Origin of the sequence: Martelella endophytica (genome assembly GCF_000960975.1) — a bacterium.
In the GTDB taxonomy this organism is placed as follows: domain Bacteria; phylum Pseudomonadota; class Alphaproteobacteria; order Rhizobiales; family Rhizobiaceae; genus Martelella; species Martelella endophytica.
Map to the genome: position 1 here is coordinate 4,005,399 of NZ_CP010803.1, position 16,379 is coordinate 4,021,777.

Here is a 16,379-nt window from a genome sequence, read left to right on the forward strand (position 1 = left end):
GGCGGCGCGAGCCCTCGCCTCGCTTAAGCCGCGAGCTTTGCTTTTTCGGCCTGGAAGGCCCAGTTGAGCCAGCCCATCAGGGCCTGCATGTCGGCCGTTTCGACCGTGGAGCCGGCCCAGATACGCAGACCGGACGGCGCATCGCGATAGGCGCCGATGTCATAGGCGACACCCTCCTTGTCGAGCGCGGAAACGATCGCCTTGGCAAAGGCGGCCTGTCCGGCATCGTCAAGCGCCTGCACCGCCGGGTCGACGATCTTCAGGCAGACGGAGGTGTTGGAGCGGGTCTCGGCCACGTCGGCGAGGTTTTCGATCCAGTCGTTGTTCTCGACGAAATCGAAGATCACCTTCGCGTTGGCGTCTGCGCGAGCAACAAGGCCATCAAGGCCACCGACCGTCTTCGCCCACTTCAGAGCATCGAGATAATCCTCGACGCAGAGCATGGACGGCGTGTTGATGGTTTCGCCGACGAAGATGCCCTCGATCAGCTTGCCGCCCTTGGTCATGCGGAAGATCTTCGGCAGCGGCCAGGCCGGCGTATAAGTTTCCAGACGCTCGACGGCGCGTGGCGACAGGATCAGGATGCCATGGCCACCCTCGCCGCCCAGAACCTTCTGCCAGGAGAAGGTGACGACATCGAGCTTTTCGAAATCGACCTTCTGCGCGAAGACGGCAGAGGTCGCATCGCAGATCGTGAGACCGGCGCGATCGGCGGGAATGAAATCGGCGTTCGGAACGCGAACACCGGAGGTGGTGCCGTTCCAGGTGAAGACCACGTCGTTGTCAAAGTTGACTTCGGTAAGGTCGGGGAGCTGGCCGTAAGGCGCTTCGAGCTTGCGCGCATCTTTGAGCTTCAGCTGCTTGATCACGTCGGTGACCCAGCCCGAGCCGAAAGATTCCCAGGCGAGCATGTCGACGCCTCGGGCACCGAGCAGCGACCAGAGCGCCATCTCGACCGCACCGGTATCCGATGCCGGCACGATACCAATGCGATAGTCATCGGGAACGCCTAGGATTTCGCGGGTCAGGTCGATCGCTTCCTTGAGCTTCGCCTTGCCGATCTTTGCGCGGTGGGAGCGGCCAAGGGCGGCGTCATTCAACGCTTCGGGCGTCCAACCGGGACGCTTCGCACAGGGGCCAGAAGAAAAGCGGGGATTTTCCGGACGCACGTCCGGTTTGGTCATATCTGTCATCGTCTACCCTTTCAGATAGTAGCCTCTCGTTGGGGAGAGGTGTCCCGCCGCCGGATATATGGCAACGGCTGAAGATAGGCAAGCGAAAAGATGACGTGATGATGACGGCATTGATCGACGTTTACCCGAACAGGGAGGTAGCGAAGGTCAGTGACACAACATCAGCGCCGCTGCGGGTTCGAAATCAACACACTTCGAAGTAAAACCAGCAAAAGACGCGCGATGCGCCGCCTGAACAAATCATTGAAGCAACAGCAATTTCATCTATCGGCCATTTCGCAAGGACAGCATCCGGTTGCGCCATCGAAGTAAAATTCAATTAAAGATAGGTGCGTTTGACTCAATTATATTTTAGTTATATATAATAATAATATAGCAGGCAGTGAAAATAGCATCCCGATTAGTCTCAACCTTAATATCCATGGTTGCAAGGATTTGATATGCGTCTTTTTCTGACATGCTGCTTCGTCGCCGCAACATGCGCGACCGCCAGCCATGCCGCCGATGTCGTGGTGATGCCCGATGCGACGCCCGCCCCTGTCTATCAGGCGCCCCAGACCTTCAGCTGGAGCGGCGCCTATTTCGGCGGTCTCGGCGGCTACCAGTGGACGGAAGCGGAGCCCAATACATTCCGCATCCGACAGAGCAGGCTTTACTCCAGTGGCGGTATCGTCGGAGCTTTCGCCGGCTACAATTATCAGTTCGAAAACAATCTCGTGCTCGGCCTCGAAGGCGAACTTGACTACAATTTCGGAGCGAAGGATCAGGACATCGATGTCCTGCTCAATGGCGCCTATCAGCCGCTGGACGGCAAGCTTGACCTGCAATGGGGCGGGTCGGTGCGTGCACGCCTCGGCTATGCATTCGACCATACCCTCCTCTACGCCACCGGCGGTTGGGAGATCGTCGGCGCCAGACTGAAGGCGAGCGGGCCGATGGGCAACATCGACACTGATAACACGGCCTTCAACGGGTGGACGGTCGGCGCCGGCGCAGAATACGCCTTCACCGACAATCTCTTCGGCCGGCTGGAATATCGCTACTCATACTTCCCCAAGGTCGACCACCCCTTCGGCTTCGATGAGGATTTCAGCGTCACATCGAGCCAGAACCGCGTTCTCGTGGGCATGGGCTACAAGTTCTGACCGCACGGGGCTTGCATGATTTGACAGGGCGGGCGCAGCCGCTATGACTGTCCGGCAAAGGCATGCCCCGGGGGCAGAGCAACAAGCCACAATGGGTCATGATGGAATTTTTGATAGAACGGCCCGGCCGGAGTGCCGCCGGAACCTACCGCCGGCATATCGGACCGACATAATGCTGCGGGCCGGGCTTTCCTTCACAAGAGAATATCTGCGCCACAGGCTGTATCACAAGGATCGCCGCGCTGCCTTTGGGGCGGTCGCCGATGATGTCCGTCGCGACCGGGTGTTCCTTGTCGGCAACGGTCCGTCATTGCGCGGCATGGACCTCGATCGTCTCGCGGCCGAAGACTATTTCCTCTGCAATCTTGCCGAACGAATCGACTGGGTCCGAGAGCGCAGCCATCCCTTCTACATCGCGTCGGATGCGCGCGTTCCCGACGGTTATGCAAACGGCAGACCGGGCATCGATGCCGGCCGTTATTTCCTTAACGACGAGCTTCGGCCGAAACTTGACCAGGCTTTTGTCGACGACGCCGATATCGTCTGGTTTTCCGGCGCGCGCGGCGGCACGCTGAAGCGCGGTCTGACGCGGCGGCCCTGGATCAGCGTGCCAGGCGGTCAGACGGTTCTGCTTTCGGCAGCCCAGATTGCACTCTGGCTCGGATACCGGCAGATCCTGATCATCGGCTGCGACCTCGACTACCAGTCCCCTGCCCCTTATGCCTATGCGATTTCAAAGGAAGAAAGGGCGGCGCGTCGAAACGAGATAAAGATGGTCGAAAGCACCAATCGCGCCTTTGCACTGCTCGACCGGAAGGCTCGGAGAAACGGCCAGTCGATCGTCAACGCAGGGATCGGCGGCAAGCTCGACAGCCTTGAGCGGGCGGATTTCGAAAGCCTGTTCCGAGCCTGATCAGTCTGAAATTTTCGGAAGCAACGGGCGTCGCCGTCACACGCCTGCCGGGACGAGCAGCATCATGCAGCCCGCCCTCAGGCGAGCCTTCAGGCAGCATCCCTGACATTCGATATGACGTCGATGAGGCCAGCGACGACGCGCTCGACCTGAGCGGGGTCATCACCCTCGGCCATCACCCGGATCAGCGGCTCTGTACCCGACGGGCGGATGACGAGGCGTCCGCGGCCCTTGAGTTCGGCCTCGGCATCGGCAATCGCCTTCTTGACATTGCTGTCGTTAAGCGGTGCTGCGCCGGCGGCAATACGGACATTGCGCAGAAGCTGGGGCACCGGATCGAACAGCTGGCAGACCTCGCTCACCGGCTTGCCGGCGCGCTTTACCGCAGCGAGCACCTGAAGCGCCGCGACGAGACCGTCGCCGGTGGTGCCGAAATCGGACAGCACAATGTGACCGGACTGCTCGCCGCCGACGTTATAGCCGTGCTCGCGCATGTGCTCGACGACATAGCGGTCGCCGACCTTGGTGCGCACCAGGTCGAGGCCCATGCCATTCAGGTGCCGTTCGAGGCCGAGATTGGACATGACGGTGGCAACGAGACCATTGCCTTTCAGCGCGCCCTCCTCGACCATATTACCGACGATGACAGCCATGAGCTGGTCGCCGTCGATGATATTGCCCTTCTCGTCGACGATGATGACGCGGTCGGCGTCGCCATCAAGCGCGATGCCGATATCGGCGCGGACTTCATGTACCTTTTCCTGAAGCGTCTTCGGATAGGTCGAGCCGCACTCCTTGTTGATGTTGAGGCCGTTCGGTTCGGTACCGATGGTGAAGACATCGGCGCCGAGTTCCCAGAGCGCCGTCGGCGCGGCCTTGTAGGCGGCACCGTTGGCGCAATCGATGACGACCCTCAGACCATGAAGCGTGACATCGCGGGGCAGCGTGCGCTTGACGAATTCGATGTAACGGTAAATGTCGCCGTCCACGCGGCTCGCGCGGCCGATCTCGTTGGCGCTGGCGAGCTGGGGATAGAAGTCCTCGCGGTCGACGAGCGCCTCGATACGCGCCTCGATATCGTCCGACATCTTGTAGCCATCGGGGCCGAAGAGCTTGATGCCGTTATCGGCATAGGGGTTGTGGGAGGCGGAGATCATCACACCGACATCGGCGCGCAGCGAGCGCGTCAGCATCGCAACGGCTGGGGTCGGGATCGGGCCGAGCAGGTAGACATTGAGGCCTGCGGCAGTGAAGCCGGCAACCAGGGCATTCTCCAGCATGTAGCCGGAAAGCCGCGTGTCCTTGCCGATGACGACGCGGTGGGCATGATCGTTGCGACGGAAGATCGTGCCGACGGCGATACCGACCCGCATGGCGAGGTCCGGGGTCATCGGAAAGGTGTTGGACTGTCCGCGGATACCATCGGTTCCGAAATATTTGCGTGCCATTGCGTTCCTCTTCAGCGTCGCGAAGGTCGCGCCGCTCGTCTGTTGTCGTGGTCCCCCATGGGCCTCTTGGCAGAAAATACGTGCCAAGACACTTAAAATAACATCAACAACGCTAATACGACGTTACCGGGGCCGACCGTGTCCGGGCACCCTACATGTCGCCATCACCGCCCTCGCCGACCGTGCGGCGGAAGACGGCCCGGACGTCGGCGCCGAGATCGGCCATCAGCGCCTCGAGCGTTGCAACATCTGGGCTATCCGCCAGTCGGAGCACGCGTTCCAGCAGGCCGGCCGGCGCGTTCTCGGGTTCGAAGCCATCGTTGATGCAGGCACGGGTGAGCTGGGCGATGTTGGTATAAAGCTCCAGCGCCTTGCGGCATGCCTCGATATCGCCCTCGCCCATCAGCGCAGGACCGAACCGGACGAGCACATCGTCGGTGGTCAACACTTCCTCGCCACCGCACCGGGTGACGCCACCGGCGAGATGGCAATACTGGGCGATGAATTCGATGTCGATGAGGCCACCCGGCACGAGCTTCAGGTCCCAGGAGCTCTTCGGCGGCTTGTCGCGCTCGATCCGCGCACGCATGTCGGCGATGTCGTGGGCCAGCTTCTCCCGATCGCGCGGTTTGGCGAGAACGGCATCGATGATCGCGCCGGTCTCCCGCATCAGCGAGGCATCGCCGCAGAGCGGATGGGCCCGCGAGAGCGCCATGTGCTCCCAGGTCCAGGCCTCGTTCATCTGATATTTCTCGAAGGCTGCAATACGCGTGGCGAGCGGCCCGGCATTGCCGGAGGGCCGCAGCCGCATGTCGACCTCATAAAGCACGCCCTCGGCCGTCGGCGCGCTCAGGGCGGCGACAAGCCGTTGGGTGAGGCGGGCGAAATAGCGCGGCACGTCGAGCTGTTTGGGGCCGGAAGACATCCCGAGCGGATCGTCGCAATCATAGAGAACGATGACGTCGACATCCGAGCCGGCGGTCAGCTCGGCGCTGCCGAGCTTGCCCATGGCGAGCACGGCGACGCGCTGGCCCTCGACCTTGCCATAAGCCTCCTCCATCTCGGCAAGCACGCCATCAAGCGCCTCGCTGATGACAAGGCTTGCGAGCGTCGTCAGCGCCCGCCCGGCAGCAAAGCCGGAGATCGCGCCGGTCATCAGCCTGATGCCGATCAGAAAGCGTTGCTCGGCGGCAAAGATGCGCAGGCGATCCAGCCGTTCCTCGTAGAGCTCGGCGCCGGTCATGAAGGCGTCGAGGTGGTCTGCGAGATAGCTGCGGGTGGGGATGTCGGTGAGGAGAGCCGGGTCGAGCATACCATCGACGATATGGGCGCGAGCTGCGATGATTTCCGCCAGACGCGGCGCCGAAGACATGATCTCGACGAAGAGCCGCATGACATTCAGGTTGTTCTGTAGCAGCGAAAAGAGCTGGATACCGGCCGGCAGACCGGCGAGAAAGCGATCAAAGCGCAGGATCGCCTCATCCGCACGGCGGCTTTCACCGAAGGCCTTCAGCAAGGCAGGCATCAGTTCCGTCAGCCGCTGCCGCGCCTTGGCGGACTGCGTCGCACGGTAGCGCCCGTAATGCCAGGCACGGATGACCCGCGAAATATCCTCCGGCCGTTGAAAGCCGAGCCGACGCAGGGTCTCGAGCGTACCGGGATCATCGTCCTCGCCGGTGAAGACCAGATTGCCGGCCTCGTCGGACAGCGTGATCTCGCGCTCGAACAGCCGAGCGTAACGCTTCTCGACGGTCTTCAGGGCGTTTAGTAACGCCTTCGAGAAATCAGCGATCGACCGGAAGCCGCACATGCGCGCGATGCGGATGAGTTCGGCGTCATCTTCCGGCAGAACGTGGCTCTGTTCATCGCGGACCATCTGGATGCGATGCTCGACATTGCGCAGGAACCAATAGCTCGCCGTCAGTTCATCGGCGGTCGCCCGGTCGATCCAGTTAGCCGCGCAGAGCGCCTCAAGCGCATCGATCGTGCGGCGGCAGCGCAGTTGCGGCATGCGTCCACCGGCGATCAGCTGCTGGGTCTGGACGAAGAATTCGATCTCGCGGATGCCGCCGCGGCCAAGCTTGACGTTATGGCCATTGACCGCGATCAGCCCGAAGCCCTTATGCGCATGAATCTGGCGCTTGATCGAATGGATATCGGCGATCGCGGCGTAATCGAGGTATTTCCGGAAGATGAAGGGGGTCATCTCGGCAAGAAAGGCTTCGCCGGCCGCAAGATCGCCGGCAATCGGACGCGCCTTGATATAGGCGGCCCGCTCCCAGTTCTGGCCGCGCCCTTCATAGTAGAGCAGCGCGGCCTCGACAGGAATGGCCAGCGCGGTCGAGCCGGGATCTGGGCGAAGGCGGAGATCGGTGCGGAAGACATAACCATCGCCGGTGCGCTCCTGCAGGATGCGAACCAGACGACGCATCAGCCGCGGGAAGAGTTCCCTCGCCTCCCAGGCATCGGGGATAATAGCGGCATCGGGATCGAAGAAGACGACGATGTCGATGTCTGAGGAATAGTTGAGTTCCGAGGCGCCGAGCTTGCCCATGCCGAGGACGACCACACCCGACCCTCGCGAGGGAGCATCGGAATCGGAAAGCTTCAGCTTGCCCTCGTCGCCAGCGCTCTTCAGCAGGTGATCGATCGTCGCGGCAACAGCGGCAGACGCGAAACGGCTGAGAAGATCGGTGATCTCATCCGGCTTCAGAATGCCAGCAAGGTCTGCGAGCGCCAGCAGGAACGCGACACGGCGCTTGCGACGCCGCAGGTGCACCATGAGACTTGCATCCGTCGTTCCGTCAGTACGCCAGTCGGCGCGCGTGGCTTCGATCTCGGCCTCGATCTGCGGGACCACGGGCTGATCGACGGCAGCGAGCAATGGCGGATGAGAGCGGGCGTTTTCGGAGAGAAACGGCGAGAGCGACATTGCCGCAGCGAGAAACCGGGTCAGGCGGTTCTCGGCATCGCTCAGGAAGGACGGCAGGCCGTCTCCGGTCGAGACAAGAGCGGCAAGCTCGGAAAGAGCCGCTGCCTCGCCGTCTTCACTCATCGGAAAGATGGGCTCGCCGGCAAAATCGCCGAGCCGCAACTGAGACCTGTCCATCGTTTCCTCCGCCTTTTTGCCGGAACGTCTTTTGTTTCGAGGAAACGTTTAGCATCGCCCGGCCTCAGCATAAAGCATCAGCGGGCGGGACGGGTCTGGCTTTCGGCGATGGGAAAACGGAGAATGGCCGCAAGGCCGGTAGCAGGCGGGGCGGCAATCGGCGCAGGTGCCAGGGTGAAGACGCCGCCATGCATGGCAGTCACCGCGTCGACCAGCGACAGGCCGAGCCCCGTACCCGGCTTCGAACGGCTGGCATCGAGACGAACAAAACGCTTCTTCACTTCGTCGATCTGCTCCGGCGGAATGCCGGGTCCGCTGTCTGCGACGGTAAAGACGGCCTCATTTCCGGTCTTCCTGAGAGAAAGCCGGATGACCTTCTCGCCGTCACCGTCCACGGCATATTTGATGGCATTGTCGAGGAGATTGAAGATTGCCTGTCCGATGAGTTCCCGGTTGCCGTTGATCGAAAGACCAGGCTCGATTGCGCATTCGAGCGCAAGACCGGCCTCTTCGGCAACAGGGCCGTAGAGCTCTGCGCTATCCTCGACAATGGCGGAAAGGCTGACCGGCGACATTTCGGCGGCGACCGAACCGGCCTCGACCCGCGATATCATCAACAGCGCGTTGAAGGTGCGGATCAGCAAGTCCGATTCGGAAATGATGCCTTCGAGCGAGGCGCGGCGCACCTCCGGATCGTTTGTCGCAGCCGCATCGGCAGCCTTGTTGCGCAATCGCGTAAGCGGCGTCTTGAGATCGTGGGCGATATTGTCGGAGACCTGACGCAGGCCTTCATTGAGGCGGACGATGCGGTCGAGCATCAGGTTCAGCGAATTGGAGAGGCGATCGAATTCATCGCCGGAGCCGGCAACGGGCAGTCTCTGGCTGAGGTCGCCGGCCATGATCCTGCCGCTCGCGGCCGACATCCTGTCGATCCGCTTCAGCGCATTGCGACCGATCGCGAACCAGATGATGAGCGCGCCGACTCCCATAATCGTGAGGGCCAGCAACAGGGCCTTCCTGACGACGATATGCAATCGTTCCGGGTCGCCGAGATCACGACCGATCAGCAGACGGATTCCGTCGTCAAGCTCGATGACATAGCCGATCGCGCGATGGCCGCCGCCGGTCTCGGCAAACCCCTCATAGCGGAACGGCGTGCTGATCCAGCCGGCCTGATTCAGCACGCCGGGCTGGAGCGAAGCGACATTGCTGGCAAGGATATCGCCCTGCTCGCTGGCGATGACATAGAGATTGGCATCGGGCTGCTGGGCGCGACGCTCGATCACGTTGAAGAGTCGGCGTATTCCGCCGCTGGTAAACGTCGCCTGCGCCATCGACACTTCGCGATCGAGCGATTCGCGCATCTGACGGATGACGAGGCGTTCCGAGACGGCCATGACGTAGAAGACCATGACCGCAGCGCAGAGACCGAACAGCACGATGTAGACGGCGGAAAGCCGCACTGCGGTCGACTTGAAAAGCAGGCGAAGCCTATCCCTCATGACAATCCGTCAGGCATCGTACTTGATCATGTAGCCGGAACCGCGGATGGTCTTGAGCAGCGGCTTGTCGAAATCCTTCTCGATCTTCGAGCGAAGTCGCGAAACATGGACGTCGATGACGTTGGTCTGGGGATCGAAGTGATAGTCCCAGACGTTCTCGAGCAGCATGGTGCGGGTCACCACCTGTCCGGCATTCTTCATCAGATATTCGAGCAGCCGGTATTCGCGCGGCTGCAGCGTGATTTCGCGTCCGGCACGACGAACCTCGTGGGCCAGACGGTCGAGTTCGAGGTCGCCGACCTTGTAGAGCACATCCTGTTCCGGCGTGCCTTTTCGACGGCCGAGCACCTCGACGCGCGCCAGAAGCTCGCTGAAGGCATAGGGTTTGGGAAGGTAGTCGTCACCACCAGCCCTGAGCCCGGTGACGCGATCGTCGACCTGCCCGAGGGCGGAGAGAATCAGAACCGGTGTATGGGTGCCGCGTTCACGCAGCGCGGAAATGACGGAAAGCCCGTCGCGCCGCGGCAGCATGCGGTCGACGACCAGTACGTCATATTCATTCTCCGTGGCCATGAACAGGCCGCTTTCGCCATCGCCGGCATGCTCACAGGCAATGCCCGCCTCGCGAAAGGCCTTGGTCAGGTAGGCCGCCGCCTCCAGGTCGTCTTCGATCACCAAAATACGCATGCTGGCGACCATATCGCCTTTGCCAGCGGCGTGACAAGCAGCTTGTCCTTTGTCATCGGGAAGCATGTGCGGCTCCGTTCGTTCCATGGCCAACGGGAAAGAAAAAGGCGCAGAGCCAGAGCTCCTGCGCCTTCTCCTAAAGTCAGCTTCGATCAGCCCTGGTCGTCGGGCTCGGTCGGAAGCGCGGTGAACATGCTGCCGTTGTCGGTCTCGACCTGGAACAGGGCCTGCGAGCGACCCTTGCCGGCCGCATCGTCAACCTGCTTGATGATGTCGTCGGCCGAGGCAACAGTCTGGTTGTTGACGCTGAGGATCTTCTGACCTTCAGCAAGGCCCTTCACTGCCGCATCGGAGTCGGGATCAACGGCCGTCACGGTCACGCCGGCGCCATCATCTGCAGGCGCGACCTCGATTCCGAGCCGCTTCATCAGCGCGCTCTCGGCTGGAGCACCCTGCGGCATGCCCGGCGTTGCGGCTGCCAACTGGTCGTCATTCGGGAACTCGCCGAGCTTGACGTTGATGGTCTGCGACTTGCCATCGCGCCATACCGAAAGCTCGACGTCCTGGCCGGGCTCCATCATGCCGATGGTGCGAGACAACGAACGGGCATCCTTGATCACGTCGCCATTCACGGCGGTGATGACGTCGCCCTGCTTAAGACCGGCCTTGGCACCGGGGCTGTCGCTGGTCGGCTCGGAAATCATCGCGCCTTCCGGCTTGGCGAGACCAATCGATTCGGCGATGTCCTCGGTCACCGGCTGGATACGAACACCGAGCCAACCGCGCTCAACGGAACCATCCTGAATCAGGTCGTTGACGACGTCCTGGGCAAGATGAGCCGGAATGGCAAAGGCGATGCCGACATTGCCGCCCGACGGCGAGAAGATCGCCGTGTTGATGCCGACGACTTCACCGTTGAGATTGAAATCGGGGCCGCCCGAATTGCCGTGGTTCACAGCCGCATCGATCTGGATGTAGTCGTCATAGGGACCGGAGGAAATGTCGCGACCGAGCGCCGAGACGATGCCGGCGGTAACCGTGCCACCGAGTCCGAACGGGTTGCCGACGGCAACCACCCAGTCACCGACTCGAACCCTTTCATCATCGGCGAACTTCACATAGGTGAACTCGCGATCTGCATCGACCTTCAGGACGGCGAGGTCCGTCCGCGGGTCCGTGCCGACGAGCTTGGCATCATACTCGGTGCCATCATCCATCAGGACGGAGAAGGCGTCGCCTTCCTTGACCACGTGATTGTTGGTGACGAGGTAGCCGTCACCGGAGACGAAGAAGCCGGAGCCCTGCGCAACCGGACGCGGACGCCCCTTATGGGCCTGTGGCGGGGGAGTCGGCTGCTCGGGCGCTCCGAAGTCACGGAAGAAGCGCTTCAACGGATGGTCATCCGGCAGGTTGTCGAAGCCGCGGCCACCAAAACCGAAGCCGAAACCGTTATCCTGCTGGGCCACCGGTTCGGCGTCGCTTTCCACGACCACGGAAACGACGGCCGGAGAGACGGCCGCAACCACATCACCGAAGCCCGGAACAGCCGGTGCCTCAACTTCGACCGGATCGGCAAGCGCCTGGGGGATGGCGACAGGGAGGGTCGCCGAAAACAGCACGGCGGCAAGCCCGGCGGCTGCCGAGGCCTTCAGCATGGGTTTGAGTTTTCCTTGTCCAACGGAAGAGTCGAGCATCGAAATTTTCCTCTCATGTCGATTTTTGAAGCGGGGTTTCAAATCGTATGAGGGGAATATAGGGAGGCCGACATTACAGAACACTGTCCGCTTTATGACGGATTGTTAATTCTCAGTTTTTTCCGACAGCAGCTTTTCCAGACGGCGCTCCTCGGCTTCGGAAAGCGGCCGATCAGGCGCCCTGCGACGTGCCGAAAGTCGCCACAACGCTAATCCGCCAGCGACGACCAGAATAAAGGGAGCGCCCCATAATATCCAAGTATGCGGGGAGAAACGCGGCCTCAGCAGCACGAATTCGCCGTAGCGGGAGACTACATAGTCCAGCACGGCCTCGTCGCTGTCGCCAGCCTCGAGCCTTTCGCGCACGAGGAGGCGAAGGTCACGGGCGAGATCGGCATTGGAATCGTCGATCGACTGATTCTGGCAGACCATGCAGCGCAATTCAGCTGAAAGCGTGCGAGCACGAGCCTCAAGGGCCGGGTCGTCCAGCACTTCATCCGGATTGACGGCGAAGGCGGGTGTGAACGGCAAGAGCAGGAAGAGGATGAGGAGAAACCGGGTCATTCTGCAGCCCCTGGACTGGGTTGCACCGCAGCAGCTCTGTGGCGGCGGGCCGGAGCACCGATCCTCAGGCGACGATCGCTGAGCGAAACAACACCGCCGACTGCCATGAAGACACCACCCAACCAGATGCAAAGGATAAATGGCTTCCACCAGACGCGCACCACAAAGGCACCGTCAGGCGCGGGGTCACCGAGGGAGATATAAAGCTGGCTAAGGCCAAACGTGCGAATGCCGGCCTCCGTCGTGGGCATGTTGCTTGCGAGGAAGACACGTTTTGCTGAGACGACGCTGCCCCGATCCGACCCCTCTCGGCTGATCGTAAAGCGACCTTCACTGTCGATATAGTTTGGCCCGCGGACGTCGCGCATGCCATCAAAGCGCACGCTGTAACCGCCCGCCTCCACCGTCATCCCCGGTGTCATCTCCAGCACGGTTTCCGTCTCGTAGAGGGTAACGGCAACGATCCCAAGCAGGGTCACGCCGATGCCGAAATGGGCCAGAGCCGTTCCGAACGCGGAACGCGGCAGGCCCTTGAGCCGGGGGATCGCCTTAGAAAGAGGCACACGTCCGAAACCGGCGCGGAAGCAGATATCGCTGACCGCCCCCCCCATCAGGAAAAACGCAAGTGCAACGGCCAATATGGCGAGCACCGGGCCACCCGAATGATAATAAAGGAAGGCGGCCGCAAGCACGAGCGCGACGATCGCCGCGGCGATCAGCCGTTCGGCGGCAGCCTTCAGGTCGCCGCGCTTCCATGAAAGCATCGGCCCGAAGGGCACAGCTAGCAGCAGCGGCACCATGAGCGAGCCGAAGGTGAGATTGAAGAAAGGCGGACCGACCGAGATCTTGTCGCCGGTCAGCGTTTCAAGCAGCAATGGGTAGAGTGTTCCGACAAGCACCGTTCCTGCCGAAACCGTCAGGATCAGATTGTTGAAAACAAGAGCGCCCTCGCGCGAGATCGGCGAAAACAGGCCGCCAGCCTTCAGCAATGGCGCCCGCCACGCAAAAAGTGCCAGCGAGCCGCCGATGAAGAAGGCCAGTATTGCAAGAATGAAGACGCCGCGGGATGGATCGGTCGCGAAGGCATGCACCGAAGTGAGGACACCGGAGCGAACCAGGAAGGTGCCGAGAAGCGAAAGCGAGAAGGTGAGGATCGAGAGCAGGATCGTCCATATCTTCAGCGCTTCGCGTTTTTCCATAACAAGCGCCGAATGCAGAAGCGCGGTCCCCGCCAGCCACGGCATGAAGGAGGCGTTTTCGACAGGATCCCAGAACCACCAACCGCCCCAGCCGAGTTCGTAATAGGCCCAGTAGGAGCCCATCGCGATACCGGCCGTGAGGAACAGCCAGGCAAGCAGAGCCCATGGCCGCACCCAGCGAGCCCAGGCCGCATCGATACGCCCGCTCACAAGGGCGGCAACGGCAAAGGAGAAACAGACGGAGAAGCCGACATAGCCGAGATAGAGCAGCGGCGGATGGATGGCGAGGCCGACATCCTGAAGGATGGGATTGAGCTCGCGTCCCTCCCCCGGCGCCGGCGACAATCTGAGGAAAGGGTTCGACGTCAGCAGAATGAAGAGCAGAAAGGCGACCGCAATCAGCGCCTGCACAGACAGCACATTGGCGCGCAGCACCTCGGGTAGATTTCGCCCAAAGGCCGCGACCAGGGCGCTGAACAGCGTCAGGATCAGCAGCCACAGCATCATTGAGCCTTCGTGATTACCCCAGACGCCGGTAAACTTGTAGAGCAGCGGCATCAACGAATGCGAGTTCTCCCAGACGTTCCGGACGGAGAAATCGGAGGTCAGATGGGCGCGGATGAGGACGGCGAAGGAGAAGGCCACCAGTCCGAACACCGTCAGCGAGCCGCTCGTGCCGACAGCCATCATCTGGACATTGCCGCGGCGGGCGCCGAGAAACGGTATCACTGCCGTTACCAGCGCCGCAGCGAAGGCAAGGATCATTGCGAAGAGCCCGAGTTCGACGATCATTGCGTTTCTTCCCCCTCCCATACGCCGTCATGCTTCAACCGGTCGGCGACCTCTTTCGGCATGTAGTTCTCATCGTGTTTCGCCAGCACCGAGTCGGCCAGGAACACGCTGTCGTCGGGACCGAACCGGCCTTCGGTTACGACGCCCTGCCCTTCGCGGAAGAGATCGGGCAAGATGCCCTGATAGCGAACCTCGACTGTACCGCCGCCATCGGTGACGGCGAACGCGACATTCCGCCCTTCAGAGCGTCGCACCGAGCCTTCTTCAACCAGGCCGCCCAGCCGGATCCGCGTGCCCGGCGCCACCGGCGTCGTCGCAAGGTCGGACGGCATGTAGAAGTAGGAGACGCTGCGACTCAGGGCAAACATGACGAGCAAGACGGCTGCAGCGACAACGCCTACCCCAACACCGATCACCACCAGGCGTTTCTGTTTACGCTTCATGGGCTTGTCGCCTCCAGCTGCAATGCCGAGGCAAGGGCGGCAAGCCTGTCGGCCGGTTCGCTACCTTCGCCGAAAAAGGCCGTCGCCCGGTCGACCGCTTCGCCAGCGGCCGCTTTATCGCCGAGTACGGCATAGGACCGGACGAGCTGCATCCATCCATCTATGTCGTCAGGGTTGGCCGCAAGCCGATCGGCGAGGCCGCTCACCATTCCGCGAACCATGTCACCACGCTCGCTTTCGGAAAGCGAGGCAGCCGCATCGATCGTCTGTTGGTCAGGCCCGTTGCCGACCACGCCTGCGTTTGCGACAGCGTTCCGGTTGGCAGAAATGTGCTGATTGATCAGGTCGCGCATCGGCGCGCCTTCTGGGAATCGTGCGGCCAACTGGGAGAACTGACGAAGCGCATCGGCGTTATCGCCACTCTGTTCCGCGGCAAGCGCCACGAAGAACGAAGCGCGGTCGTCGCCACCGTCTCCAGCAGCGGCTTGTCGAAACACCTCCAGCGCCTCATCGGCCACGATGCCAGAAGACTGCCGGACCATGGCCTCGCCAAGCCCCACGAGCCTGTCAGGACTTGGCCCGGTCAAGCGTATGGCATTGGCATAGGCCTCGCGGGCTTCGCCAAATCGACCTTGGCGGAAATAGACGGGAGCAATGACATCCCATCCGCGGGCGTCATCGGGATTGGAAGCAAGATGCTGCTCGACTCGTGCGACCAGAACCGAGAGTTCGGGTTGGTCCGCCGAAAGCCGCGCAGCCAAAGGCTGATCCGACATGCCCGGCGATCCAAAATAGGGATAGGCAAGACCCGCACACACGAACACGGCTGCAACGGCGATGACCAGGCTCCACTTCGAACGGCTCGCATCGCTTTTTTGCTTGCCATCGTGCTTGTCCGACCCAGCCGCCAGGAGCCTTCGCCCCACCTCGGCCCGTGCCGCCTCGTAGGTGTCCGCCTCGATCAGCCCTTCGGCCCGCTCTCGCTCCAGCTCCCGCAGCTGATCGCGGTAGACGGTTTCCCCGCTTGCGGCCGAATCGTCAGAACGTCCGCGGATGCCGAGCAAAAGCGGAAGCGCCGCCGCAATAACGGCAGCCAGCAGCAAAACAATGGCTATCGCGGCAAAAAACATGGCACTTTCGTACTGCAGCGGACAGCAATTTCCAACCGTATTGATCACCTAGCCGGCTGAAATCACGCGAAAATGAGACGATCGACCAAAAGGCCTGACAATCGTCAGTATGTTCCTTAGTTCAAGAGACTCCAATTGCCGCTGGCATCGCGGCAGGCTGCCCCCCGACCGGTATACTCGCTGCCGCCGACATAGACGCGCTGCGTGTATTGACGGCAATTCTGGTCCCCCACCTTGTAGGGACTGGCGGCGACGACCGTGCCCTTTGACTTGCTGCCCTGCCAGCTGACCTCTTCCCCGGATGGCGCGGAGGCCAGCGCGTATTGCTCTGCACGAAGCGCGCTGGCCGCATCGCCCGGCGACAAGGCGACGCCCGCTCGGCCAACGAGACCAGTTCCGAGCGTCGAGACCTGCACGGGCTGTGCGACGCGTTCACCGCCGAGTTGGGGAACGGGTATGCTCGTCGTGGAACAGCCGGAGACGAGCAGCATCGTGGCGATTAGTACGGTATTGCGCTTCACCTTCGTCCTCAAATGTCGTTTCCGTCGTGCGGATTGGTA

The 16,379-nt window shown here is 61.7% G+C and carries 13 protein-coding genes; 2 read left to right on the forward strand and 11 right to left on the reverse strand.

Going from position 1 to position 16,379, the window contains the following annotated elements; all coding sequences use genetic code 11:
- Positions 1-23 precede the first annotated feature (23 nt).
- Positions 24-1,193, reverse strand: a complete 1,170-nt coding sequence (locus tag TM49_RS18465) for a phosphoserine transaminase (RefSeq protein WP_045683409.1) — start codon at positions 1,191-1,193, stop codon at positions 24-26.
- Positions 1,194-1,633: 440 nt separating this feature from the next.
- On the opposite strand from TM49_RS18465, the gene TM49_RS18470 reads away from it, so the two are divergent.
- Both TM49_RS18470 and TM49_RS18475 read left to right on the forward strand, forming a co-directional pair.
- Positions 1,634-2,338 (forward strand): outer membrane protein, encoded by a 705-nt coding sequence (locus tag TM49_RS18470; protein ID WP_045683411.1) that lies wholly within the window; start codon positions 1,634-1,636, stop codon positions 2,336-2,338.
- 172 nt (positions 2,339-2,510) lie between these two features.
- A complete protein-coding gene (locus TM49_RS18475) occupies positions 2,511-3,251 on the forward strand; it encodes a motility associated factor glycosyltransferase family protein (protein ID WP_045683413.1) in 741 nt (246 codons plus the stop codon).
- A gap of 89 nt (positions 3,252-3,340) precedes the next feature.
- On the opposite strand, the gene glmM is transcribed toward TM49_RS18475, so the two are convergent.
- The 10 genes from glmM to TM49_RS18525 all read right to left on the reverse strand — a co-directional run bounded on the left by glmM (position 3,341) and on the right by TM49_RS18525 (position 16,352).
- Positions 3,341-4,699, reverse strand: coding sequence for a phosphoglucosamine mutase (gene glmM, locus TM49_RS18480; protein WP_045683415.1), 1,359 nt, complete (start codon positions 4,697-4,699; stop codon positions 3,341-3,343).
- Positions 4,700-4,850: 151 nt separating this feature from the next.
- Positions 4,851-7,808, reverse strand: a complete 2,958-nt coding sequence (locus TM49_RS18485) for a bifunctional [glutamine synthetase] adenylyltransferase/[glutamine synthetase]-adenylyl-L-tyrosine phosphorylase (protein ID WP_052699932.1) — start codon at positions 7,806-7,808, stop codon at positions 4,851-4,853.
- Between the two features lie 77 nt (positions 7,809-7,885).
- A complete protein-coding gene (locus TM49_RS18490; RefSeq protein ID WP_045683417.1) occupies positions 7,886-9,310 on the reverse strand; it encodes a sensor histidine kinase in 1,425 nt (474 codons plus the stop codon).
- Between the two features lie 9 nt (positions 9,311-9,319).
- Entirely contained in the window at positions 9,320-10,009 is a 690-nt protein-coding gene (locus TM49_RS18495; RefSeq protein WP_045683418.1) for a response regulator transcription factor, read from the reverse strand.
- A 140-nt stretch (positions 10,010-10,149) separates the two neighbouring features.
- The gene (locus tag TM49_RS18500) at positions 10,150-11,691 is read right to left on the reverse strand and encodes a Do family serine endopeptidase (RefSeq protein WP_045683420.1); all 1,542 of its coding nucleotides are present in this window, start codon (positions 11,689-11,691) and stop codon (positions 10,150-10,152) included.
- Positions 11,692-11,796: 105 nt separating this feature from the next.
- Positions 11,797-12,255 carry a cytochrome c-type biogenesis protein gene (locus tag TM49_RS18505; protein ID WP_045683422.1) on the reverse strand — a complete coding sequence of 153 codons (459 nt, stop codon included), beginning with the start codon at positions 12,253-12,255 and terminating at the stop codon, positions 11,797-11,799.
- Positions 12,252-14,246, reverse strand: coding sequence for a heme lyase CcmF/NrfE family subunit (locus TM49_RS18510; protein ID WP_045683424.1), 1,995 nt, complete (start codon positions 14,244-14,246; stop codon positions 12,252-12,254). Before TM49_RS18510 ends, TM49_RS18505 begins: the two co-directional genes overlap by 4 nt.
- Complete coding sequence (ccmE, locus tag TM49_RS18515) at positions 14,243-14,689, reverse strand: cytochrome c maturation protein CcmE (protein ID WP_045683426.1); 447 nt, start codon at positions 14,687-14,689, stop codon at positions 14,243-14,245. The genes TM49_RS18510 and ccmE overlap by 4 nt, the downstream gene beginning before the upstream one ends.
- Entirely contained in the window at positions 14,686-15,819 is a 1,134-nt protein-coding gene (gene ccmI, locus TM49_RS18520; RefSeq protein ID WP_045683428.1) for a c-type cytochrome biogenesis protein CcmI, read from the reverse strand. Before ccmI ends, ccmE begins: the two co-directional genes overlap by 4 nt.
- 116 nt (positions 15,820-15,935) lie before the next feature.
- On the reverse strand, positions 15,936-16,352 hold the full coding sequence (locus tag TM49_RS18525) for a hypothetical protein (protein ID WP_045683430.1): 417 nt from the start codon (positions 16,350-16,352) through the stop codon (positions 15,936-15,938).
- Positions 16,353-16,379 lie beyond the last annotated feature (27 nt).